Below are 23,075 nucleotides of genomic sequence, written 5' to 3'. Positions count from 1 at the left end.
GCCAGCGCTGTCTGCCGTGAGTGAGGAATGGGCGCGATGCCTGAGTTCGAGTACACCGATCTGCTCCCCATGGGGGAGGACACCACCCCGTACCGGCTGGTGACCTCCGAGGGTGTCTCCACCTTCGAGGCCGACGGGCGGACGTTCCTCAAGGTCGAGCCGGAGGCGCTGCGCAAGCTCGCCGAGGAGGCCATCCACGACATCCAGCACTATCTGCGCCCGGCCCACCTGGCCCAGCTGCGCCGGATCATCGACGACCCGGAGGCGTCCGGCAACGACAAGTTCGTCGCCCTGGACCTGCTGAAGAACGCCAACATCGCGGCCGCCGGCGTGCTCCCCATGTGCCAGGACACCGGCACCGCGATCGTCATGGGCAAACGCGGACAGAACGTGCTCACCGAGGGCGGCGACGAGGCGGCCCTGTCCCGGGGCGTCTACGACGCCTACAAGAACCTCAACCTCCGCTACTCCCAGATGGCCCCGCTGACCATGTGGGAGGAGAAGAACACCGGCTCCAACCTCCCCGCGCAGATCGAGCTGTACGCGACCGACGGCGGCGCCTACAAGTTCCTCGTCATGGCCAAGGGCGGCGGCAGCGCCAACAAGTCGTTCCTCTACCAGGAGACGAAGGCCGTCCTGAACGAGGCCTCCATGATGAAGTTCCTGGAGGAGAAGATCCGTTCGCTGGGCACGGCCGCCTGCCCGCCGTACCACCTGGCCATCGTGGTCGGCGGCACGAGCGCCGAGTACGCGCTGAAGACCGCGAAGTACGCCTCCGCGCACTACCTGGACGAGATCCCCGCCGAGGGCTCGCCGCTCGGGCACGGCTTCCGCGACAAGGAGCTGGAGGAGAAGGTCTTCGAGCTGACGCAGAAGATCGGCATCGGCGCCCAGTTCGGCGGCAAGTACTTCTGCCACGACGTACGGGTCGTCCGCCTCCCCCGGCACGGCGCGTCCTGCCCGGTCGCCATCGCCGTCTCCTGCTCGGCCGACCGGCAGGCGCTCGCGAAGATCACCGCCGAGGGCGTCTTCCTGGAGCAGCTGGAGACCGACCCGGCACGCTTCCTCCCCGACACCACGGACGAGCACCTCGACGAGGCCGGCGACGTCGTCAGGATCGACCTCAACCAGCCGATGGACGACATCCTCGCCGAGCTGACCAAGTACCCGGTCAAGACGCGCCTCTCCCTCACCGGCCCCCTGGTCGTGGCCCGCGACATCGCGCACGCCAAGATCAAGGAGCGGCTGGACGCGGGCGAGGAGATGCCGCAGTACCTGAAGGACCACCCGGTGTACTACGCCGGCCCCGCGAAGACCCCCGAGGGCTACGCGTCCGGCTCCTTCGGCCCGACGACGGCCGGCCGCATGGACTCCTACGTCGAGCAGTTCCAGGCGGCGGGCGGCTCCAAGGTGATGCTGGCCAAGGGCAACCGCAGCCAGCAGGTCACCGACGCCTGCGGCACGCACGGCGGCTTCTACCTCGGCTCCATCGGCGGCCCCGCCGCCCGCCTCGCCCAGGACTGCATCAAGAAGGTCGAGGTCGTCGAGTACGAGGAGCTCGGCATGGAGGCCGTCTGGAAGATCGAGGTCGAGGACTTCCCGGCGTTCGTCGTGGTCGACGACAAGGGCAACGACTTCTTCAAAGACCCCGCTCCCGCCCCGACGTTCACGTCGATTCCGGTACGGGGCCCCGGGCTGGCCTGACCCGCCGCACCGCACCGCACGCTCCCGCGAGGCCCCGCCCAACCGATCCGGTGCGCGGGGCCTCGTCCGTGGCGGCGCGCGCGAGGCGACCGCCGCCATGAGGAGGATCACGCGATCCTGGGAGGGGAATACGCCCCCGCGGACCACGCGCTTCCCTCCTGGAGGTACGAAAACGATGACGAAGACGACGAACACCGAAGACGGCGACCGGAAGTACCGCGTCGAGCACGACTCGATGGGCGAGGTGCGGGTGCCGGCCGACGCCAAGTGGCGGGCCCAGACGCAGCGGGCCGTGGAGAACTTCCCGGTCTCCGGGCAGCGGCTGGAGCGCGCGCACATCGAGGCGCTGGCGCGGATCAAGGCCGCCGCCGCGGCCGTCAACGCCAAGCTCGGCGTCCTCGACAAGGACATCGCCGAGGCCGTCCAGGAGGCGGCGCGGGAGGTCGCGGAGGGACGCTGGGACGCCCATTTCCCGGTCGACGTGTTCCAGACGGGCTCGGGCACCTCGTCCAACATGAACACCAACGAGGTCATCGCGACCCTCGCGAGCGAGCGCCTCGGCCGGGACGTCCACCCCAACGACCACGTCAACGCGTCCCAGTCGTCCAACGACGTCTTCCCCTCGTCCCTGCACATCGCCGCCACCGCCGCCGTGCTGCGCGACCTGATCCCGGCGCTGCGGCACCTGGCCGAGTCCCTGGAGCGCAAGGCCGAGGAGTTCGCCGACGTGGTGAAGTCGGGGCGGACCCACCTGATGGACGCCACGCCCGTGACGCTGGGCCAGGAGTTCGGCGGCTACGCGGCCCAGGTGCGCTACGGCATCGAGCGGCTGGAGGCCTCCCTCCCCCGGCTCGCCGAACTGCCGCTCGGCGGTACGGCGGTCGGCACCGGCATCAACACCCCGCCCGGTTTCCCGGCGGCCGTGATCGCGGAGGTGGCCCGCGCGACCGGCCTGCCGCTCACCGAGGCGCGCAACCACTTCGAGGCGCAGGGCGCCCGGGACGGGATCGTCGAGACCAGCGGGCAGCTGCGCACCGTCGCCGTCGGACTGACGAAGATCGCCAACGATCTGCGCTGGATGGCGTCCGGACCGCGCACCGGGCTCGCCGAGATCAACCTGCCCGACCTCCAGCCCGGTTCGTCGATCATGCCGGGCAAGGTCAACCCGGTCGTCCCGGAGGCCGTGCTCATGGTCTGCGCCCAGGTCGTCGGCAACGACACCACGGTCGCCACGGCGGGCGCCTCCGGCAACTTCGAGCTGAACGTGATGCTCCCGGTCATCGCGAAGAACGTGCTGGAGTCCGTCCGGCTGCTCGCGGCCGTCTCCCGGCTGCTCGCCGACCGCACCGTCGACGGCATCACCGCCAACCGGGAACGCGCCCGTGAGTACGCCGAGTCGTCGCCCTCCGTGGTGACCCCGCTGAACAAGTACATCGGCTACGAGGAGGCCGCCAAGGTCGCCAAGAAGTCGCTGGCCGAGCGCAAGACGATCCGTCAGGTCGTCCTGGAGGGCGGCTACGTGGAGCGCGGCGACCTCACCGTGCAGCAGCTCGACGAGGCGCTGGACGTCCTGCGGATGACGCGTCCGTGACCGGCGTGCCGGTCCGTGTGACCGGTGGGTGAACCGTGACACGCGTCGCGGCGTCGTATGCCGGTGACACCTAATATCTGTGCATGACGGACGACGGAGCGGTGAGACGCGTGGAAGCGGGCGGAGCCACGGCCTTCTGGGCCTTGGGCAGTCACATCCTGTGGCGCTACCGGGAGAACGCGGGCGACCGCTTCCACATCGCGCGCCCCGTCACCGTCGTGCGCGACGACGCCGACCTGCTCGCCGTGTGGATGGCGCCGGGCACGGAGTGCGTCAAGCCGGTGCTGGCCGACGGGACGCCGGTGCACCTGGAGCCGCTTCGCACGCGCTACACGAGGCCGCGGACCGTGCAGCGCGGCCACTGGTTCGGCACCGGTGTGCTGAAGCTGGCCCGGCCCCGCGAGCCCTGGTCGGTGTGGCTGTTCTGGGACCCGGGCTGGCGGTTCAAGAACTGGTACGTCAACCTGGAGGAGCCGCTGGCGCGTTGGAGCGGCGGCGTGGACTCCGAGGACCACTTCCTCGACATCACCGTGGAGCCGGACCGCAGTTGGCAGTGGCGGGACGAGGACGAGTTCGCCCAGGCCCAGCGGGACGGTCTGATGGACGCCGCGCAGGCCGAACGGGTCCGGGACGCGGGCCGGGCCGCGGTGGAGGTGATCCGCGCCTGGGGGCCGCCGTTCGCCGACGGATGGCAGCACTGGCGGCCGGATCCGGCCTGGGCCGTACCCTCACTTCCGGAGGACTGGGATCGTATGCCTGCGCGTGTGTCCTCGTGAGACCCTTGCTGCGCCCCCGGGCGGGAAACGTAGGATCGTCCTCCGCAAGGGGCGCGCGAGGGCAACTCGTGGGACGCGCAGTGAGCTTGACCGGATGTCACCGAGGGGCGGCAGGACGTGAGCGAGGGACACGAGGGCAACACCCGTGCGGGCCGCGGCCGGTCCGCCGGTGGCACAGGAACAGCCTCTGACCACGCGGGAATCCCGTTCCTGGGGCATGTATTCCGGGTATCGGGACTTCGGCGGGACGAACTGCACGCGCGATGCAAGGCGCGCACGGCCCCGGACGGACGGATTCGACACGCGTGACGGAGCAGCCGACCTCTTTCGAGCGCCCCCAGGCGGGCGTGGACCCCGTGGATCCCCGCGGGGCGCTCCTGCGTACCCCGGCGGCCCCGCTGACGCCCGGTGCCGCCGCTTTACCCGCTCAGGCCCGGGGCACCGGTGAGACGCCCTCGGGCACCTCGGTGACGCCCGGCGGCGCCGCGGGTCCCGAGCACTCCCAGCCGGCCGCGGCCGAGCCCGACACCCACCGCCCGCGTCCCGCGCCGGAGGCCATCCCGGCGCAGCCCGGCACCGACCCGGAGCGTTCGGGCCCCGGCGGTCAGGAGCGCCGTACCGGCCAGTCGGCCCCGCTCGGCAGGCCGACGCCGATGCGCCGGGACGGCGACCGGCTGCGCTTCGTGGGTGCCGCGACCCGGCGGATCGCCCGTGGCATCGACCTCGACGAGATCGTCATGGGGCTGTGCCGGGCCACCGTGCCAACGTTTTCCGACGCGATCCTCGTGTATCTGCGCGATCCGCTGCCGGTCGGTGACGAGCGGCCCACGGGCCCCGTCGTGCTGCGGCTGCGGCGTACCGACCGGATCCCGGAGGAGCGGGACACCGAGAACGGTTTCCTGCCGGTGCTCCAGCCGGAGCCCTCGGAGCTGTCGACGCTGACCGCCGAGTTGTGCGAGGTCCGGCCGGGCGGCGCGCTGGCCGAGGTCCTGCGCGGGGTGCGTCCGGTGTTCGCCGACGCGCCTGCCGCCCGTGCCGCGCTGCCCGAGCTGCTCGGTGAGAACGGCGAGGCGGTCATCCCCGCCGGCCAGCGGGCCATCCTGGCCCCGCTGCGCGGCCGCCGGCGTGTGATCGGCGCCGCGGTCTTCCTGCGCCGCCCGGAGCGGCTGGCCTTCGAGGCGGACGACCTGCTGATCGCGGCCCAGCTCGCCACGCACAGCGCGCTCGGCATCGACAAGGCCGTGCTGTACGGCCGTGAGGCGTACATCGCCGACGAGTTGCAGCGCACGATGCTGCCGGAGACCCTGCCGCAGCCGACGGGTGTCCGGCTGGCCTCGCGCTACCTCCCGGCCGCCGAGACGGCACGGGTCGGCGGCGACTGGTACGACGCCATCCCGCTGCCCGGCAGCCGGGTCGCGCTCGTCGTCGGCGACGTGATGGGGCACTCCATGACGTCCGCCGCGATCATGGGCCAGCTGCGCACGACGGCGCAGACGCTCGCCGGGCTGGACCTGCCGCCGCAGGAGGTGCTGCACCACCTCGACGAGCAGGCCCAGCGGCTGGGCACCGACCGCATGGCGACCTGCCTGTACGCGGTCTACGACCCGGTGTCGCACCGGATCACCATCGCCAACGCCGGGCATCCGCCGCCGGTGCTGCTGCACCTGGGCGGGCGGGCCGAGGTGCTGCGCGTCCCGGCGGGCGCGCCGATCGGTGTGGGCGGTGTCGACTTCGAGGCGGTGGAGCTGGACGCCCCGGCCGGGGCGACGCTGCTGCTGTACACGGACGGGCTGGTGGAGTCCCGGTTGCGGGACGTGTGGACCGGCATAGAGCAGCTGCGCGAGAAGCTGGCCGCGACCGCCCAGCTCACCGGGCCGGATCATCCGCCGCCGCTGGAAGCGCTGTGCGACGAGGTGCTGGACATGCTCGGTCCGGGCGACCGGGACGACGACATCGCGCTGCTCGCCGCCCGGTTCGACGGGATCGCGCCGAGCGATGTCGCGTACTGGTACCTGGACCCGGAGGAGATGGCGCCGGGCAAGGCCCGGAGGCTGGCGCGCAGCGCGCTGTCCCGGTGGGGCATGGAGGAGCTGACGGACTCCGTCGAGCTGCTCATCAGCGAGGTCGTGACGAATGCCGTGCGCTACGCGTCGCGGCCGGTGACGTTGCGGCTGCTGCGGACGGACGTGCTGCGCTGCGAGGTCGGCGACGACGTGCCGCAGTTGCCCCGGCTGCGGCAGGCCCGCGCCACCGACGAGGGCGGGCGCGGGCTGTATCTGGTGAACCGGCTGGCCCGGCGGTGGGGGGCTACCCGGCTCAGCACCGGGAAGGTCGTCTGGTTCGAGCTGAATCGCGGGTGAGGCGCGCCTCACCCCGACGGCGTCGAGGGCGCCCGGCGTGTCGCCGGGCGCCCTCTCCGGTCTATCGCTCGTCGTCCGGGAGGAACGGGTTCTCCGGGGCCGTGGGTTCGGTCGGCACGGACGGCGGGGGCTGCGTCGTGGGAGTCTGCGACGGCGGCGACTGACTGGGTGTCTGGCTCGGCGACTGACTCGGCGTCCTGGTCGGGGACTCGGACGTCGGGGGTGCCGACGTCGGCGGCTCGGACGTGGGCGCCTCGGTGGTCGGCTCGTCGCTCGGGGTCGGGGTGTACGTCGGCTTCACCGCGGCGCCCTGGTCGGTGTCCAGGTCGAACCTGCTGACCTGGTCCATCACGCCGAAGGTGTACGCCGCCCAGATCTGTGCCGGGAAGCCGCCGCCGTTGACGCGGCCCTTGCCCGGCAGGGTGCCGGTGGCGCCCGCCATGTTCACCTGCTTGCCGGTCTTGGCGTCCTGGCCGAACAGGCCGACGGAGGTCACCAGGTTCGGGGTGTAGCCGGTGAACCAGGCGGACCTGCCGTAGTCGGAGGTACCGGTCTTGCCGGCCACCTGCTGCCCGTCCCGCTCCGGGTTGTCGCGCACCGAGGTGCGGGCCGTGCCGTCGTCGACCACGCCGGTGAGCACCGAGGTGACCGTGTCGGCGGCCTCGCGGCTGATGACCTGGTCCCCGACCGGGTCCGGCAGGTCCACCACGATGTCCTTGTGCTCCACGGCGGCCAGCACCGTGGGCGTGACCTTCTTGCCGTGGTTGTCGAGGGTGGCGTAGATGCCCGCCATCTCCATCGGGCTCGCGCCCATGGAGCCGAGCGTCTGGGCCGGCACCGCCTGCATGCCGTCGGTGTCCATGCCGAGTTCGCCGGCGACCTTCATGACCTCGTCCATGCCGACGTCGACGCCCATCTGCGCGAAGACGGCGTTGACGGACTTGTTCATCGCGGTCTGCACGGTGACGTCGCCGTAGTCGACGTCGTCCTCGTTCGGCGGGGCGAAGCCGACCTTGGTCCCGTTGTCCGTGACCGGGTGCCTGCTGTCACCGTCGTAGACGGTGTTCGCGTTGATCGGCTCGCCGTCCTGGGTCTCGGCGGCCTCCTCCACGGCGGCGGCCAGGATGACCGGCTTGAAGGTGGAGGCCGGCTGGTAGTCGCGGCGGGTCGCGTTGTTCGTGTAGTGCTTGACGTAGTCGATGCCGCCGTACATCGCGACGACCTTGCCGGTCTTCGGGTCGACGGACACGGCGCCGGGCTGGATGTTCCCGTCGACCTTGCGCTTCTTCGGGTCGAGCTTGCTCGCGAGCTGGTCCTCGGCGGCCTTCTCCAGCCGGGCCTGCTTCTTCTTGTCGACGTTCAGCGTCAGGTTCCAGCCGCCGCGCTTGACCATGGCGAGGGCCTGGTCCTGGTCCTGGGCCGTCCCCTGGGCCACCAGGCGCCGGGCCAGTTCGGCGTTGGCCGCGTCGACCCAGTAGCCGGTCTGGCCCTCCATCCCGGGATTGCCCTGGGGCTCCTTGGGCACGGGGAACTTCATCTCCTGGCGTTCGGAGGCGCTCAGCCAGCGCTCCTCGACCATGTTGTCCAGGACGTAGTTCCAGCGGTTCTTCACGAGGCGCTTGCTGGTGTCCGAGGCGACGGCCCAGTCGTACTGGCTGGGTGCCTGGAGCAACGCGGCGAGGTAGGCGCCCTGCTCGACGGTGAGGTCGTCGGCGTCGACGCGGTAGTAGGCCTGCGCGGCGGCCTGGATGCCGTAGGCGTTGCGCCCGTAGTAGCTGGTGTTGATGTAGCCCGCGAGGATGTCGTCCTTGGACATCTGTCGGTCCACCTTGAGCGAGATCACCAGCTCCTTGAGCTTGCGGGTGACCGTCTGCTCCTGGCTCAGGTAGTAGTTCTTGACGTACTGCTGGGTGATCGTCGAGCCGCCCTGCGCGCCCTTGCCGCTGAGGGTGTTGACCAGGCCTCGGGTCGTGCCCTTCAGGTCGACGCCGTTGTCCTGGTAGAACGATTTGTTCTCGGCGGCCACGAAGGTCCGCTGGACGGCCTTGGGCACCCGTGCCAGGTCGACGACCTCGCGGTTGACCTCGCCGTCGCGGACCAGGACGGTGCCGTCGCTGTACTTGTAGACGTTGCTCTGCAGCTTCGCCGCCGCGTTGCCCTCGGGGACGGACACCAGCAGGTACAGCAGGACGAATCCGCCGATGCCGAGCAGGCACAGGCCGAGGAAGGTGCCCAGTATCTTCCGCCAGGTGAAGAGCCTGCGTATGCCGCTCTTCCCGGCAGCGCGCGACGAACGGCGGTTCCTCGGCGCCGCGCGGTGGCCACCTCGCTGCCGCGCTCGTCTGTCTTCCGCTCGTCCCATGGGTCCGTTCGCTCCGCTCCGCTCTCGGGTGTCACTTCGGTGCCGTGGCTCAGGTCAGCTCAGAAAGCTAACACCGCTCTCTATGACAAAGTCCGACTCTTTCGGCCTTTTACGGACGTGACAATCAGCACGCCTTCCTACGGAACCGACGCCCGACGAGGGGTAAGGGTTGCCGTGGCGGGGTAAAGTGATATCACTTAGCTAGGAAAGAGCTAAGCGATGCGAAGCTGGACGACGAGATACGGGGGACCCCTATGTCCACACACGACACGCCGGCCGTCGCCGACGTCCCGGAGATGCCCGCACCACGCGTCCGGGAGTTCCCGGCGCACAGCATCGGCGGCGGACTCGCCCTGCTCCTGGGCCTGATCGGCCTGCTGGGCGGCGTCGCCATGATCGTCAGCGCCACGGCCGTCACGGGGACCGGCCTCAAGGCCACACTGATCGTCCTCGGCATCCTGGTCACCCTGTCCGCGTTCATCGCGATGTGCGGCCTGAACATGGTGGCGCCGGGCGAGGCCCGCGTCGTCCAGCTCTTCGGGCGCTACCGGGGCACGATCCGCCAGGACGGCCTGCGCTGGGTGAACCCGCTCACCTCACGCACCAAGATCTCCACCCGCGTGCGCAACCACGAGACCGCGGTCCTGAAGGTCAACGACGCCTACGGCAACCCGATCGAGCTCGCGGCCGTCGTGGTGTGGCGGGTCGAGGACACCGCGCAGGCCACCTTCGAGGTCGACGACTACATCGAGTTCGTCTCCACGCAGACCGAGGCGGCCGTGCGGCACATCGCCATCGAGTACCCCTACGACTCCCACGAGGAGGACGGCCTCTCGCTGCGCGAGAACGCCGAGGAGATCACCGAGAAGCTCGCCGTCGAACTGCACGCGCGGGTGGAGGCGGCCGGCGTGCAGATCATCGAGTCGCGCTTCACGCACCTCGCCTACGCGCCCGAGATCGCCTCGGCGATGCTCCAGCGCCAGCAGGCCGGCGCGGTCGTCGCCGCCCGCCGGCAGATCGTGGACGGCGCGGTCGGCATGGTCGAGATGGCGCTGGCCCGGCTGACCGAGCGGGACATCGTGGAGCTGGACTCCGAGCGGAAGGCGGCGATGGTGTCCAACCTCATGGTGGTGCTGTGCGGGGACCGGGCCGCCCAGCCGGTCGTCAACACCGGGACGCTCTACCAGTGACGGATTTCTCCGAGGCCTCCTCGAAGCGGCGGCCGCCGCAGCAGCGCAAGCAGGTGCTGCTGCGGCTGGACCCGTCGGTCTACGAGTCGCTCGCCCGCTGGGCGTCGGACGAGCTGCGGTCGGCCAACGCGCAGATCGAGTTCCTGCTCCGCAAGGCCCTCAAGGACGCGGGCCGGCTGCCCGGCGACGCCGGCCCCCTGCCCCGCCGGGGCCGGCCGCCCGGCGGCCCTCCGCCGCAGTAGCGGAACCGTGACAATCCCCTCCCACCTGCGCGGACGCACCCCTCCCCATGATCTACACACTGTGCGTATACACACGACGTATACCCGGTATGTAGAGTGCTCGGCATGTCCATCGGTCACACCCTCCTCGGGCTCCTGGAGTCCGGCCCCCGCCACGGCTACGACCTGAAGCGGGCCTTCGACGAGAAGTTCGGTCAGGACCGGCCCCTGCACTACGGCCAGGTCTACTCGACGATGTCCCGGCTGCTGAAGAACGGCCTCGTCGAGGTCGACGGCATCGAGCCGGGCGGCGGGCCGGAGCGCAAGCGCTACGCCATCACCGACGCCGGCATCACCGACGTGGAGCGGTGGCTCGCGACGCCGGAGAAGCCGGAGCCGTACCTCCAGTCGACCCTGTACACCAAGGTCGTCCTCGCCCTGCTCACCCGGCGCGACGCCGCCGACATCCTCGACACCCAGCGCTCCGAGCACCTGCGCCTGATGCGGATCCTCACCGACCGCAAGCGCAAGGGTGACCTCGCGGACCAGCTGATCTGCGACCACGCGCTGTTCCACCTGGAGGCCGACCTGCGGTGGCTCGAACTGACCGCCGCCCGCCTCGACAGGCTCGCGGAGGTGGTGACGAAGTGACTCCCACCGGCGCCCTGCTCGTCGCCGAGGGCCTGCGCAAGACGTACGGCCCCACCACCGCCCTGGACGGCGCGGACTTCTCCATCCACCCCGGCGAGGTCGTCGCCGTGATGGGCCCCTCCGGCTCCGGCAAGTCCACCCTGCTGCACTGCCTCGCCGGCATCGTCCCGCCCGAGGAGGGCTCGATCCGCTACGACGGCCGGGAGATGGCCACGATGAACGACGCCCAGCGCAGCGCGCTGCGGCGCTCGGAGTTCGGGTTCGTCTTCCAGTTCGGCCAGCTCGTGCCCGAACTCACCTGCGTCGAGAACGTGGCCCTGCCGCTGCGCCTGAACGGCGCCTCCCGCAAGGCCGCCGAGCGCACCGCCCTGTCCTGGATGGAGCGCCTGGAGGTCGACGGCATAGGCGGCAAGCGGCCCGGCGAGGTCTCCGGCGGCCAGGGCCAGCGCGTCGCCGTGGCCCGCTCCCTGGTCACCGGCCCGCGGGTGCTGTTCGCCGACGAACCGACCGGCGCGCTGGACTCCCTCAACGGCGAGCGCGTGATGGAGCTGCTGACGGACGCGGCCCGCTCCACCAACGCCGCCGTCGTCCTCGTCACGCACGAGGCACGGGTCGCCGCATACTCGGACCGCGAGATCGTCGTACGGGACGGCAGGTCCCGGGACATGGAGCGGGTCGTATGAAGGTCCGTCAGTCGATGCGGGACCTGGCCATGGGCTTCGGGTTCGCGTTCACCGGCCGGGGCGGCTGGGTGCGCGCGGTGCTCACCGCGGTCGGCGTCGGACTCGGGGTCGCGCTGCTGCTGCTGACGGCCGCGATCCCGAGCGCGCTGGACGCCCGGCACGAGCGCGAACAGGCCCGCACGGACTACACGTTCGACCCGACCGAGCGGCCGAAGTCGGACTCCACCCTGCTGGTCGCCCTCGTCGGCACCACCTTCCGCGACGTGGACGTCCGCGGCCGGGCGCTGGAGCCCGAGGGCCCGAAGGCGCCGCTGCCGCCCGGCGTCGACGCGATGCCCGGGGTCGGCGAGATGGTCGTCTCGCCCCGGCTGAAGGAGCTGCTGGAGTCGCCCGACGGGAAGCTGCTGCGCGAGCGGCTGCCGGAGCGGATCGTGGGCACGATCGGTGAGCCCGGCCTGGTCGGCTCCGCCGAACTCGCCTTCTACCGCGGTGCCGAAGGGCTCTCCGCCCACCTGGGCCAGGGTCCGGTCCACCGGATCGAGCGGTTCGGTGAGCCGATCACGGGCACCTCCGATCCCTGGGACCCGGTCCTGCTGCTGCTGGTCCTCGTGGTCTTCGTGGTCCTGCTGATGCCGGTCGGCGTCTTCGTCGCCGCGGCCGTACGGTTCGGCGGCGAGGGACGCGACCGGCGGCTCGCGGCGCTGCGGCTGGTCGGCTCCGACAGCGGGATGACCCGCCGGGTGGCGGCCGGCGAGGCACTGGCCGGTTCGCTGCTGGGCCTGGTCTTCGGCACCGGCTTCTTCCTCGCCGGACGCCAGCTCGCCGGACAGGCCGAGGTGTTCGACGTCAGCGTCTTCCCGAGCTACCTCAACCCCTCCCCCGCCCTCGCCGCGCTGGTCGCGGTCCTGGTCCCGACGGCGGCCGTGCTGGTCACCCTCCTCGCGCTGCGCGGCGTGGTCATCGAACCGCTCGGCGTGGTGCGCACGGCCAAGCCGAGCCGCCGCAGGCTCTGGTGGCGGCTGCTGCTGCCGCTGGCGGGCCTCGGCATGCTCGTCCCGATGATCGGCCAGGGCAGCGACCAGGGGAACTTCAACCAGTACCTGGTCGTCGGCGGCGTGATGCTGCTGCTCATCGGCGTCACCGCGCTGCTGCCGTGGATCGTCGAGACGGTCGTCGCGCGGCTCGGTGCGGGTTCGGTCTCCTGGCAGCTGGCCGTCCGCCGCCTCCAGTTGAGCAGCGGCACCGCGGCGCGCACCGTCAACGGCATCGCCGTGGCGGTGGCCGGGGCGATCGCCCTGCAGATGCTGTTCGCCGGGGTGGAGAGCGACTTCACCCGGCAGACCGGCTACGACCTCGACAGGGCGCAGATGCAGGTGCGGCTGTCGCAGGGCGTTCCCCTGGCCGCGGCCGCCGAGGAGTTCCGGCGGACCGACGGCGTGCGCAAGGTCTACGCCTTCTCGGAGGGCTACCTCGGCGAACGGCGCACGGACCCCGAGCAGGGCGCCCAGGTGACGGTCGGCGGCTGCGCCGAGCTCCGGGTCCTGGCGAAGCTGCCCTCGTGCCGGGACGGAGACGTGTTCGCGCTGAACGGCGCCGAGTGGGACACCGACATCGCCGGGCTGGCGAAGCCGGGCCGGACGCTCTACTTCGACCCGACCCACGAAGGCGGCCCCAAGGGCGCGGAGGCGGCGTGGAAGGTGCCGGCCGTGCGCGAGGTGACCGCCCTGCCGGGCCTGACGGGTGAGCCACGGGGCGGGTTCCTGGCCACGCCCGGGGCCCTGCCGCAGGCAGCCCTGGGAACGACGACCAGCGAGGTGTACCTCAAGATCGACGACACCAGGCCGGAGGTGCGCGACCTGGTCCGCAACACCTCGGCGGCGCTCGACCCGCTCTCGGACCCCATGGTGTGGGCCTCCACCGAGCGCGCCGACCGCTACGACTCCATCCGCACCGGCCTGTTCGTCGGCGCGGCCTGCGTCCTGGCCCTGATCGGCGCGAGCCTGCTCGTCTCCCAGCTGGAGCAGTTGCGCGAACGCAGGAAGCTGCTGTCGGCCCTGGTGGCCTTCGGCACCCGGCGTCGCACGCTGAGCCTGTCCGTGCTGTGGCAGACGGCGATCCCGATCGTGCTCGGACTGACCCTGGCCTCGGTGGTGGGGCTCACCCTGGGCGCCGTCCTGCTGAAGATGACGGCGACGGCGCTGAGCGTGGACTGGACGAGCGTGCTGGCCATGATCGGCATCGGCGCGGGAGTCGTCCTGGTCGTCACGCTGCTCAGCCTGCCGCCGCTGCTGCGGATGATGCGGCCGGAGGGCCTGCGCACCGAGTGAGCCAGGGCCTGCGTGCTACCGGAGTGCCGGGCCCTGAGAGTGCGTGCACGGCGTCGTCCGGCAGACGGGAATTGTCGGACAGGCCCTGGTCGGCGCCGTGCAGCACGCGCACGGGAAGCGGCCGCAGTGCCTCGCGCAGTGCGGCCGCCAACTCCGTGCTGGCACCGCCATCAGCGCGCGCCCCCCGATCGTGCTGCGTGAGCTGGAGCCGGAGGCCAGGGCGGCGCTGTCGCCGGAGGCGTACGCGGCCGCCAAGTCCGCCGAGGCGATCATGGCGATGAACAACGTCTTCTACCGCACCCGGCACCTGCTGTCCGACCACGAGTACGGCACCCTGCGCGCGGGGCTGCGGATGAAGGTCATCGGCAACCCCGGTGTGGACAAGGCCGACTTCGAGCTGTGGTCCTGCGCGAGGCCGGCGTCGACCGCGAGGTCGTTCGTCCAGGCGGTCGCGGTCACCCTGGACGCAGAGGCGGCACTCGCCGAGCAGCCCTCGCGGGTGTCAGCCGGCCGGGGCGGGCGGGTCGGTCGGCGCGGCCGGGGAGGCGTCGGACGCTGTGGCGCCGTGCGGGCGCGGGGACTGCCGCAGGACGCGTTCCTGGGAGTACGCGCGCAGATAGCCGACGACGGTGTTGGTGACCGCCACCAGCGGCACCGCTACCACCGCTCCGCCGATGCCCGCCACCATGCCGCCCGCCGCGACCGACAGCACCACCGCGAGCGGATGCACCCGCACCGCCCGCCCGAGGATGAACGGCTGCAGGATGTGGCCCTCGATCTGCTGCACCGCGAGCACCACGAGCAGCGTCATCACGGCCGTGAACACGCCCTGGGTGACCAGCGCGACCACCACCGCCAGCGCGCCGGAGATCACCGCGCCCACCAGCGGGATGAACGCCCCGAGGAAGATGAACACGGCCAGCGGCACCGCCATCGGCACATCGAGGAAGTAGATGCCGAGGCCGATGAAGATCGCGTCGATGAGGGCGACTATCACCGTGCCGCGCACATACGCCGTGAGCGTCTGCCAGGCCCGGGGACCGGCCCCGGCGACACCCGGCCGCGCCGCCGCCGGCACCAGCTTCAGCGTCCACTCCCAGATCCGCCGGCCGTCGTAGAGCAGGAACAGCGTCGAGAACACCGCGAGCAGGATGCCGGTCAGCGTCTCGACGACGACCGTCACGCCCTCGAGTCCCGCGGTGGTGATCTGGTCGGTGTTGGCCCCGACCGCCTCGCGCAGGTTCTCGGCGATGTCGTTGATCTGCTTGTCGGTGACGTGGAAGGGGCTGTCGAGCAGCCAGCGCCGCAACTCGTCGATGCCGTCCTGCACCTGGTCGGAGAGGTTGTCGATGTTCTCCATGACCTGCCAGGTCACGAACCATCCGATCAACCCCATCACCACGAAGCCGAGGATCGCGGTCAGCGCCGTGGCCGGTCCGCGCGGCACCCCGTACCGCCGCAGCCGCGCCACCGTCGGCTGTAGCACCGCCGTGATGAGCAGCGCCGCCACGAAGGCCAGCACGACGAGTTGCACGGCGCTGATGACCCGCATCAGCACCCACAGCGTGCCCGCCAGCACCAGCAGCCGCCAGCCGGCCTCGGCCGCGACCCGCATCCCCCACGGCACGGCCTGCGCCGGATCGGGGCGGGCCACGACCGGGAGGTCACGCGCGTACGGGAGAGAGCTCGCCGCCCTTGCCGACTCCTCGGGATCCGGCTCCGGCGCGCCATGCGCACGCTCCGCCTCGGCCCGGCGCTCTTCCCACCGTTGCCCCATCTCGGTCAGCCGGGTGCCGACCCGACCGAGCCACCCTGGCACTCGCGACATGATCCGTCCTTTTCCCCCAACCGTCCCCACCACTCCCCCCGGAGCCGTCCCGTCAGACCGTACATGGCCGAAGCCCCCCACCGAAGGACGGTGAGGGGCTCGGAAAGGTTGAGCGGGACGTGGCCCGACCGGGGCTCAGTACCAGTGGTTGGCCTGCCAGAACGACCAGGCGCCGCAGGGGCTGCCGTAGCGGTCGTTCATGTAGTTCAGGCCCCACTTGATCTGGGTGGCCGGGTTGGTCTGCCAGTCGGACCCCACGGAGGACATCTTGGAGCCGGGCAGCGCCTGGAAGAGGCCGTAGGCACCGGAGGAGGGGTTGACCGCCGTGTAGTTCCAGTCGGACTCGTGGTCCACGATGTTGCTGAAGCACTGGAACTGGTCGCCCGGCACCATCGCGGCAGCCATCGACTGGATCTCGGAGATGGAGTACGAGCTCTGGACCGCGAAGCTGGCGGCGTCCCGGGTGGCGGACCGGCTGGCCGCCTCCTCCTCCGCCTCCTCGCGCTCCTTGGCTTCCTGGGCCGCCTGCTCGGCGGCCTCCTTCTTCGCGATCGCGGTCTCGGCGGCCGCCTTGCGCGCGGCCTCCTCGGCTTCCTTCTTGGCGCTCGCGTCCGCCGCGATGGCCTGAATGTCGGCCTGCTGCGTCAGGGAAGCGGTCTGTACCTGCGCCTGCTGGCCCGCGGGGATGTCCGCGAGGAGCGTCAGGTCGGTTGCCGCCGCCTCGGCGTCATTGGGCTGCGCGACACTGCCCGAGGCAACGCCGACAACGCTTCCGACAGCGGTGACCGCGGTGGCCGAGGCCACTGCGAATCCCCGGACCGAAATCCGGCTCACACGGTTTCCTTCCAGCATCGCCCGCTCGGTGACCCTGGCGGACGCAATCGTGCCCCCTGACACTGGCCTCCCCAACTGCGGGTCACGGGAGGCACGGGCCCGGTGGGCAACTCCCGCGAGGGGAGCGCCGCATGGTGCTCGGGCGGCATACGACGACGCTATGGAGTTAGGTGTGGTGCTCCTGCTGTGCCGTACCGCTGGGGGTACAGATGTGTCGTATGCGGGGCCTGACAGGAGTGAGACTCTGCCGTAACCCGACACCGCAAGGCAATTCCGGGTTGCGTGTGAAAGCTCACATGTCGTTTGGCTCGAGTGATTTCGAGAAACACTGACGCGCGAAGGCGCCGCCCGGCTAGGCTCTTCGCCTTTGCCGAACGGCGCCAACTACCGCTTCTTCGCCCCGGAGTGGGGCGCGGGGTCAGATCGCCCCCTCCTCCAGCATTTCGGTCACAAGCGCCGCGATCTGGGACCTCTCGGACCGCGTCAGGGTGACATGGGCGAAAAGGGGATGCCCCTTCAGTTTCTCGACGACGGCGACGACACCGTCATAGCGCCCGACCCGCAAATTGTCCCTTTGCGCCACGTCGTGGGTGAGAACGACCCGTGAATTGGCGCCGATCCGGGACAGAACGGTCAGCAGCACATTCCGTTCGAGCGACTGCGCCTCGTCCACGATCACGAACGCGTCGTGCAGCGAGCGGCCGCGGATGTGGGTGAGCGGGAGCACCTCCAGCATCCCGCGCGCGGTGACCTCCTCGATGACCTCGCGGCTGGTGACCGCGGACAGCGTGTCGAAGACCGCCTGGGCCCAGGGGCTCATCTTCTCGGCCTCGGAACCCGGCAGATAGCCGAGCTCCTGGCCGCCCACCGCGTACAGCGGACGGAAGACCATGATCTTCTCGTGCTGACGGCGCTCCAGGACCGCCTCCAGGCCCGCGCACAGCGCGAGCGCGGACTTGCCGGTGCCGGCCCGGCCGCCCATCGAGACGATCCCGACGTCGGAGTCGAGCAGCAGGTCCAGCGCGATGCGCTGCTCGGCGCTGCGCCCCTTGATGCCGAAGGCCTCCCGATCGCCGCGCACCAGACGGACGTTGCCCTCCGGCGTCACCCGGCCGAGTGCCTTGCCGCGCTCGGACTGAATGGTCAGGCCGGTGTGGACGGGCAGTCCCGCGGCCTCCGGGACATGGACGTGGCCTTCCTCGAAGAGGATGTCCACCTGCTCGCCGGGCAGGGTCAGTTCGGACATTCCGGTCCAGCCGGAGGAGTCCGTGATGGCGAGTTCCGCCCGGTACTCCTCGGCGAGGAGGCCGACCGAGGACGCCTTGATCCTGAGCGGGAGGTCCTTCGAGACGACGGTGACGTCGAACCCCTCGGCCTGCAGGTTGCGGGCCACCGCGAGGATGCGGGAGTCGTTGTCCCCCAGGCGGTAGCCGGTCGGCAGCACACTGGGGTCCGAGTGGTTGAGCTCGACACGGAGGGTTCCGCCGAGGTCCCCGGTCGGGATGGGGGCGTCCAGACGGCCGTACCGGACACGGTAGTCGTCGAGCAGGCGCAGGGCCTGCCGGGCGAAGTACCCGAGTTCGGGATGGTGCCGCTTCGCCTCCAGCTCCGTGACCACCACGACCGGCAGCACGACCTCGTGCTCGTCGAAGCGGTTCAAAGCGTTCGGGTCCGCCAGCAGGACGCTGGTGTCGAGAACGTAGGTGCGCCGGTCGGGCTTGTGGCGCTTTGTGCTGGTCACCACGGAAGGACGTACCCCCTCGGATGAGGTCGGGGAGCGACGGAGACGGTCTGGACCGGTTGCCGGCCGCGATGCACGGGCCGGAGACCGGCCCCTCGCCGCTTCGTCCGTGCTGTGACCGCACGATCGGGCTGGTGCAAAGGGCCTCCCGGGCGGACGGCCCCGTGCCGTCCGCTGAGATCCGACACCCGTGGTTCGGGCGTCGACCTGGTTGCTTTATGCCCTCGAAAACGCGCCGCCATGCCACGGCATATGACGGCGTGCCGGTGAACTCCGTATGAAGCGCTCTACGCCCGAAGGGGTGGGACGGCCGCGTCAGCCGCCGTAGCGGCGATGACGCGCCGCGTAGTCGCGCAGGGCGCGCAGGAAGTCGACCTTGCGGAAGGCCGGCCAGAAGACGTCACAGAAGTAGTACTCCGAGTGGGCCGTCTGCCACAGCATGAAACCGGACAGCCGCTGCTCACCGCTGGTGCGGATGACCAGGTCGGGGTCGGGCTGCGCACCCGTGTAGAGGTGGCGGCCGATCATGTCGACGTCCACGGCCTCGGCGACGTCCTCGACCGAGCGGCCCTTGTCGGCGGCGTCCAGCAGCATCGAGCGGACGGCGTCGGCGATCTCCTGACGGCCGCCGTAGCCGATGGCGACGTTGACCAGTATCCCGTCGACGTGCGCGGTGGCCTCCTCGGCCTCCTTGAGCGCCGTGCGCATCGGGGAGGGCAGCAGGTCGGGGGTGCCGACGTGGTGCACCCGCCAGCGGCCGTCGGCGGCCAGGGAGCGCACGACGCCCTCGATGATGCCGAGCAGCGGGACGAGCTCGTCCTCGGGCCGGTCGAAGTTGTCCGTCGACAGCAGCCAGAGGGTGACCACCTCGACGTCCGTCTCGGTGCACCAGCCGAGGAACTCCTCGATCTTCTCGGCACCGGCCTGGTGACCGTGCACGGTGGTGGAGCCCGAGGCCTTCGCCCAGCGCCGGTTGCCGTCCATGATGACGCCGATGTGCTTGGGCACCTGAGCGTGGTCCAGGTGGCCTTCCACCCGGCGTGCGTACAGCCTGACCAACAGGCCGCGCAGCTTGTCGCGCAGGTTCACGTGAATGTCAGCCCCTCCGTACGGATCGGACAGGTGCGGCCGAGCGCGCCCCCTGTCCGCGTGGCGGTCCCCGGGGGCGAAGCCTACCCCCGCGCTACGCCCGTGCCCCGGGCGGGTGTTGGGAGCAAAAAACGGGCCGGTCCGTGGGGGGGAGACGGACCGGCCCGAGGGGGGGCTTCCACCATAACCCTTCGTAAGGGCTGCTGCGTGCATCGGCGCGAGACAACTACTCTCCGGAATCGCCCGGCAACGCGCGGATGGCCGCGGAATGCCGGGTTCACAGCCTCTTCATGGCCGGTTCACGGGGGGCACACAGGACTTTTCGGGCATCCCTCTGACGGGCGACCCTGGAGGTGACGGCGACTTGACGCCTGAAACGGGATCCGGACACCGCGCAGCCCCCTCCACTGCGCGGTGTCGCCCGCGCAGCTTTGCTGACGCGAATTACCTTGGTCTGAACTTACGTGATGTGTCAGGGGTGACGCGAGTGGTCGGCGATAACAATGTGGAAAAACCCTGGCCCTGTCTGCCGCCCGGACCCCCCGCGCGGGGTCCGAACCCCCGCGCGGGACACCCGATCGGCCCCACGGCAGGACCGGATCCGTCCGCGTCGCGCCCTGACGTCCGGCTCCGACCGTGAAGAGCAAAGGGATCACCTGGGCCCAGGTCGGCGCACGACGGCAGGACCGGCAGTTCCTGGCCAATCCGGCGCCGGCCGTTACTCCGGTCGCCGAGGTCGTCGCCGCCCTGCGCGGGGCGCACGCCCAGGTGATGTCGGCGGCCGAACTCTCCGTCGGGATCCGGGCCGCCGACATCACCCGGGCGGACGTACGCGCCGCCCTGTGGGAGGAGCGCTCCCTCGTCAGGACCTACGGTCCGCGCGGCACCGTCCATCTGCTCGACAGCCGGGAGCTTCCCCTGTGGTGCTCCGCCCTGCCCGCCGTGCCCACCGCCGCGGGCCCCCTCCCGCCGGGCATCCGGCTCGACGGCGAACGGACCGCACAGGTGCTCCACGCGATCGGCGACGCGCTCACCGGGCCGTGTCTGACCGTGGACGAGCTGGGCGAGGCGGTCGTCGCGCGCACCGGTGCCTGGGCCGGGGAGCGGGTGATGCCCGCCTTCCAGGAACTGTGGCCGCGCTGGCGGACGGTGCTGCACCTGGCCGGCCAGTCCGGCGCCGTGTGCTTCGGACCCGACCGCGGGCGCAGGACCACCTACACCCGCCCGCCCCTCTTCACTCCCCTGCCCCCACGGGAGGCGCTGCGCCTGCTGGTACGCCGGCACCTGCGTGCCTACGGCCCGGCGACCCCCGCCCACTTCGCGAAGTGGCTGGCGGCCTCACCCGGTTGGGCCGGCGGGCTGTTCGCCGCACTGGCCGACGAGGGGGAGATCGAGGAGGTCGTCTGCGAGGGCACGCGCGCGTGGGTGGTGGCCGGGGACACGGAGTTCCCCGAAGGGCCGGTGCGGGGCGTACGGCTGCTGCCGTACTTCGACGCCTACGGCATCGCCGCGCAGCCGCGCGAGGTGCTGTTCCCGGGACGCGCCCGGGAACGCGCGCTGTCCCGGGGCCAGGCGGGCAACCATCCGCTGCTGCTCGTCGACGGCGTGGTGGCCGGGGTCTGGCACCAGCGGCGCCGGGGGCGGCGGGTGACGGTCACGGTGGAGCCGCTGGGCACGCTCACGGCACGCCAGGAGCGGGAGCTGGCGGAGCAGGCCGAACGGGTGGCGGCGGTGGGGGAGGCGGCGGGCGGGGCGGAGCTGGTGATGGGGGAGGTGACGGTGGGGCCGCACGCCTGACGCCGTGTCCGGTCCGCCGGCCGGTCTCCGGGTCGGTCAGCGGGCCGGTCTGCGGGCAGGTCTGCGGGCGTCGAAGAGGTGGCGGGTGCTGTGGGCCACGAAGGGGCCCTGCGTCTCGATCCGCTCGTGCAGGGCACGGAGCCTGTCCTCGTACGCCTCGACGGTGAAGTCCGGCACCATCCAGATCACCTTGCGCAGGAAGTGGACGACGGCGGCGATGTCGTGGAACTCCGTCCGCAGCCGCTCCGCGCGCAGCTCGACGACCTCCAGACCGGCGGCCTCCGCGCCCGCGCGCTCGCGGTCGGGGTGGCGGCCGCGCCGCACCTCCTCGGGCTGCGGGCCGAGGAAGTACTCCACGAGTTCGAAGACGCTGCCCGGCCCGACGTGCTGGGCGAAATACGTACCGCCCGGCCGGAGCACGCGCGCGATCTCGTCCCAGTGCGGCTGTACGGGGTGACGGCTGGAGACCAGGTCGAAGGCCCCGTCGGCGAAGGGCAGCGGGGCGTCCTCCGGCGCGGCCACGACCACGACGCCACGCGGGCCGAGCGACTCGGTGGCCCGGGCGACGTTCGGGGGCCAGCCCTCGGTGGCGGCCGCGAGCACGGGCCGGTGGCCGGCGGCGTCGAGCGCGAACCCGAGGACCTCGCCGCCGCCGGTCTGGATGTCGAGGGCGGCACGCGCGCGGGCGAGCCGCCCGGCCAGCGACTCGGCGTACCGCCAGGAGGGCCGTGCCTCGGTGGCGCGGCCCTCGAACCACGAGAAGTCCCACCCCTCGGTGGGGACGGCGGCACCCTCGGCGAGGAGTTCCTCGAAACCGGGGCGGGGGTCGGTGGGGCGAGGGTCGGCGGGGCGGCGATCGAGCGGCATGGGCCCGATCGTCGCAGGGCCGTGCCGGGGGCCGCCGCCGATTTTCCGGCGTGGTGACCGACGGCGGGCGGGCCGCGGCTACGGGACCAGCGGCCTGACCTCCTCGGCGGTGAAGCGGACGAAGCCCTCGGGGTCGGGCTCGTCGCCGGTGGGCTGGAGGATCACGGTGTCGGCACCGGCCTCGACGAGCTGCTCGACGGCCTTGGCGACGGTCGCCGCGTCCCCGGCCACACCGAGGTCGGGAACGTCCGCGACGCCCTCGGCGACGAGTTCGGCCCGCAGGCGGTCGAGGGCGTCGGGGCCGGTGGCGGCGAGGAGGTAGACGACGACGCGGTGCGGGTCGGTGCGGCCGGCCGACGTCCGCCCCTCGTCGATGAGCCGACGGGCCCGGCGCACGCCCTCCGGGGACGTCGCCGCGGTGAGGACGGTGCCGTCCGCCGCCGCGCCGGACAGGTGGAGGGTGCGCGGGCCGGTGGCACCGGCGAGGATCTCGACCGGTCCCGGCGGCGGCCAGTCCAGGGCGACGTCGTCGAGCTCGACGTACCGCCCCTCGGTGCTGAGCCGCTCCCCGCGCAGCAGCGCCCGCAGCGCGTCGAGGTGCTCGCGCAGCAGCGTCAGCGGGGAGCCGGCGCGGGCGCCGACCTGGCCCATCCAGTCCTGCACGCCGTGCCCGACGGCGAGCACCGGGCGGCCGGGGAACATCCGGTGCAGCGAGGCGGCCTCCATCGCGGTGATGGCGACGTTGCGCAGCGGCACGGGAAGCAGGCCCACACCGATCCGGACCCGCTCGGTCCAGGCCAGGGCGGCCGCGGCCGTGGAGACACCGCCTTCACGGAAGCAGTCCTCCCACAGCCAGAGTTCGTCGAGGCCGGTGTCGTCGGCCAGTCGGGCGAGGGCGCGCAGCCGCTCGGGGGGAAGTTGGGGACGGAACACAGCGCCGAGTCCTGTCATGCGGCCTTCCTACCCGCGGCAGGCGCAGCGGACAACAGCTTTACGGTGTCGGCGAGGACGGGCGGACCGGTGCTTCGGGAGCGTGCCGGTACGGTCGGTTCGC

Annotated in this window: 17 protein-coding genes and 1 pseudogene; 11 read left to right on the top strand and 7 right to left on the bottom strand. The window is 71.6% G+C overall.

Annotated features, from left to right (window positions below):
• The first annotated feature begins 36 nt into the window (after nucleotides 1-36).
• From ACIP2X_RS15815 to ACIP2X_RS15800, 4 genes are all read left to right on the top strand, one after another.
• On the top strand, nucleotides 37-1,704 hold the full coding sequence (locus tag ACIP2X_RS15815) for a fumarate hydratase (protein ID WP_401672776.1): 1,668 nt from the start codon (nucleotides 37-39) through the stop codon (nucleotides 1,702-1,704).
• A 175-nt stretch (nucleotides 1,705-1,879) separates the two neighbouring features.
• Nucleotides 1,880-3,295 (top strand): class II fumarate hydratase, encoded by a 1,416-nt coding sequence (locus tag ACIP2X_RS15810; RefSeq protein ID WP_401672774.1) that lies wholly within the window; start codon nucleotides 1,880-1,882, stop codon nucleotides 3,293-3,295.
• A gap of 83 nt (nucleotides 3,296-3,378) precedes the next feature.
• The gene (locus ACIP2X_RS15805; RefSeq protein ID WP_401672772.1) at nucleotides 3,379-4,071 is read left to right on the top strand and encodes a DUF402 domain-containing protein; all 693 of its coding nucleotides are present in this window, start codon (nucleotides 3,379-3,381) and stop codon (nucleotides 4,069-4,071) included.
• Between the two features lie 305 nt (nucleotides 4,072-4,376).
• Nucleotides 4,377-6,431: a SpoIIE family protein phosphatase gene (locus ACIP2X_RS15800; RefSeq protein WP_401672769.1), complete on the top strand. Its 2,055-nt coding sequence runs from the start codon at nucleotides 4,377-4,379 to the stop codon at nucleotides 6,429-6,431.
• A gap of 61 nt (nucleotides 6,432-6,492) precedes the next feature.
• Here ACIP2X_RS15800 and ACIP2X_RS15795 read toward each other — a convergent pair whose 3' ends face one another.
• The gene (locus tag ACIP2X_RS15795) at nucleotides 6,493-8,793 is read right to left on the bottom strand and encodes a transglycosylase domain-containing protein (RefSeq protein WP_401672766.1); all 2,301 of its coding nucleotides are present in this window, start codon (nucleotides 8,791-8,793) and stop codon (nucleotides 6,493-6,495) included.
• Between the two features lie 254 nt (nucleotides 8,794-9,047).
• On the opposite strand from ACIP2X_RS15795, the gene ACIP2X_RS15790 reads away from it, so the two are divergent.
• The 6 genes and pseudogenes from ACIP2X_RS15790 to ACIP2X_RS15765 form a co-directional block, all read left to right on the top strand.
• Nucleotides 9,048-9,983, top strand: coding sequence for an SPFH domain-containing protein (locus ACIP2X_RS15790; protein ID WP_401672764.1), 936 nt, complete (start codon nucleotides 9,048-9,050; stop codon nucleotides 9,981-9,983).
• Entirely contained in the window at nucleotides 9,980-10,225 is a 246-nt protein-coding gene (locus ACIP2X_RS15785; RefSeq protein WP_401672762.1) for a hypothetical protein, read from the top strand. The genes ACIP2X_RS15790 and ACIP2X_RS15785 overlap by 4 nt, the downstream gene beginning before the upstream one ends.
• Nucleotides 10,226-10,330: 105 nt before the next feature.
• On the top strand, nucleotides 10,331-10,855 hold the full coding sequence (locus ACIP2X_RS15780) for a PadR family transcriptional regulator (protein ID WP_401672760.1): 525 nt from the start codon (nucleotides 10,331-10,333) through the stop codon (nucleotides 10,853-10,855).
• Nucleotides 10,852-11,538, top strand: coding sequence for an ABC transporter ATP-binding protein (locus ACIP2X_RS15775; RefSeq protein ID WP_401672757.1), 687 nt, complete (start codon nucleotides 10,852-10,854; stop codon nucleotides 11,536-11,538). The genes ACIP2X_RS15780 and ACIP2X_RS15775 overlap by 4 nt, the downstream gene beginning before the upstream one ends.
• Nucleotides 11,535-13,865 carry an FtsX-like permease family protein gene (locus ACIP2X_RS15770; protein ID WP_401672754.1) on the top strand — a complete coding sequence of 777 codons (2,331 nt, stop codon included), beginning with the start codon at nucleotides 11,535-11,537 and terminating at the stop codon, nucleotides 13,863-13,865. Before ACIP2X_RS15775 ends, ACIP2X_RS15770 begins: the two co-directional genes overlap by 4 nt.
• A gap of 163 nt (nucleotides 13,866-14,028) precedes the next feature.
• Nucleotides 14,029-14,268, top strand: a pseudogene (locus ACIP2X_RS15765) (alkyl hydroperoxide reductase); the annotation flags it as partial.
• A 99-nt stretch (nucleotides 14,269-14,367) separates the two neighbouring features.
• Here the strand turns inward: ACIP2X_RS15765 and ACIP2X_RS15760 are convergent.
• From ACIP2X_RS15760 to ACIP2X_RS15745, 4 genes are all read right to left on the bottom strand, one after another.
• Nucleotides 14,368-15,693, bottom strand: a complete 1,326-nt coding sequence (locus tag ACIP2X_RS15760; RefSeq protein ID WP_401672752.1) for an AI-2E family transporter — start codon at nucleotides 15,691-15,693, stop codon at nucleotides 14,368-14,370.
• Nucleotides 15,694-15,828: 135 nt separating this feature from the next.
• Entirely contained in the window at nucleotides 15,829-16,527 is a 699-nt protein-coding gene (locus ACIP2X_RS15755) for a transglycosylase SLT domain-containing protein (RefSeq protein WP_401672750.1), read from the bottom strand.
• Between the two features lie 418 nt (nucleotides 16,528-16,945).
• Nucleotides 16,946-18,271: a PhoH family protein gene (locus ACIP2X_RS15750; RefSeq protein WP_401672748.1), complete on the bottom strand. Its 1,326-nt coding sequence runs from the start codon at nucleotides 18,269-18,271 to the stop codon at nucleotides 16,946-16,948.
• Nucleotides 18,272-18,583: 312 nt separating this feature from the next.
• Nucleotides 18,584-19,357, bottom strand: a complete 774-nt coding sequence (locus ACIP2X_RS15745; RefSeq protein WP_401672745.1) for an isoprenyl transferase — start codon at nucleotides 19,355-19,357, stop codon at nucleotides 18,584-18,586.
• A 636-nt stretch (nucleotides 19,358-19,993) separates the two neighbouring features.
• Between ACIP2X_RS15745 and ACIP2X_RS15740 the strand changes: the two genes are divergently transcribed.
• Complete coding sequence (locus ACIP2X_RS15740; protein WP_401672743.1) at nucleotides 19,994-21,154, top strand: winged helix DNA-binding domain-containing protein; 1,161 nt, start codon at nucleotides 19,994-19,996, stop codon at nucleotides 21,152-21,154.
• Nucleotides 21,155-21,190: 36 nt separating this feature from the next.
• Here ACIP2X_RS15740 and ACIP2X_RS15735 read toward each other — a convergent pair whose 3' ends face one another.
• Entirely contained in the window at nucleotides 21,191-22,021 is an 831-nt protein-coding gene (locus tag ACIP2X_RS15735; protein ID WP_401672741.1) for a methyltransferase domain-containing protein, read from the bottom strand.
• Between the two features lie 78 nt (nucleotides 22,022-22,099).
• A complete protein-coding gene (locus ACIP2X_RS15730; RefSeq protein WP_401672738.1) occupies nucleotides 22,100-22,972 on the bottom strand; it encodes an LLM class flavin-dependent oxidoreductase in 873 nt (290 codons plus the stop codon).
• Nucleotides 22,973-23,075: the final 103 nt, after the last annotated feature.

This window comes from Streptomyces sp. NPDC089424 (assembly GCF_044749345.1).
Classification (GTDB): Bacteria; Actinomycetota; Actinomycetes; order Streptomycetales; family Streptomycetaceae; genus Streptomyces.
The sequence above is the reverse complement of the archived record's forward strand: the minus strand, read 5'-3'. Positions and strand labels throughout refer to the sequence as shown.

Excerpts from the sequence above, each read along its gene's own strand:
- ACIP2X_RS15815 (WP_401672776.1), top strand. The coding sequence starts at position 37 with ATGCCTGAGTTCGAGTACACCGATCTGCTCCCCATGGGGGAGGACACC.
- ACIP2X_RS15810 (WP_401672774.1), top strand. The coding sequence starts at position 1,880 with ATGACGAAGACGACGAACACCGAAGACGGCGACCGGAAGTACCGCGTC.
- ACIP2X_RS15805 (WP_401672772.1), top strand. The coding sequence starts at position 3,379 with ATGACGGACGACGGAGCGGTGAGACGCGTGGAAGCGGGCGGAGCCACG.
- ACIP2X_RS15795 (WP_401672766.1), bottom strand. The coding sequence starts at position 8,793 with ATGGGACGAGCGGAAGACAGACGAGCGCGGCAGCGAGGTGGCCACCGC.
- ACIP2X_RS15790 (WP_401672764.1), top strand. The coding sequence starts at position 9,048 with ATGTCCACACACGACACGCCGGCCGTCGCCGACGTCCCGGAGATGCCC.
- ACIP2X_RS15780 (WP_401672760.1), top strand. The coding sequence starts at position 10,331 with ATGTCCATCGGTCACACCCTCCTCGGGCTCCTGGAGTCCGGCCCCCGC.
- ACIP2X_RS15770 (WP_401672754.1), top strand. The coding sequence starts at position 11,535 with ATGAAGGTCCGTCAGTCGATGCGGGACCTGGCCATGGGCTTCGGGTTC.
- ACIP2X_RS15760 (WP_401672752.1), bottom strand. The coding sequence starts at position 15,693 with ATGTCGCGAGTGCCAGGGTGGCTCGGTCGGGTCGGCACCCGGCTGACC.
- ACIP2X_RS15735 (WP_401672741.1), bottom strand. The coding sequence starts at position 22,021 with ATGCCGCTCGATCGCCGCCCCGCCGACCCTCGCCCCACCGACCCCCGC.
- ACIP2X_RS15730 (WP_401672738.1), bottom strand. The coding sequence starts at position 22,972 with ATGACAGGACTCGGCGCTGTGTTCCGTCCCCAACTTCCCCCCGAGCGG.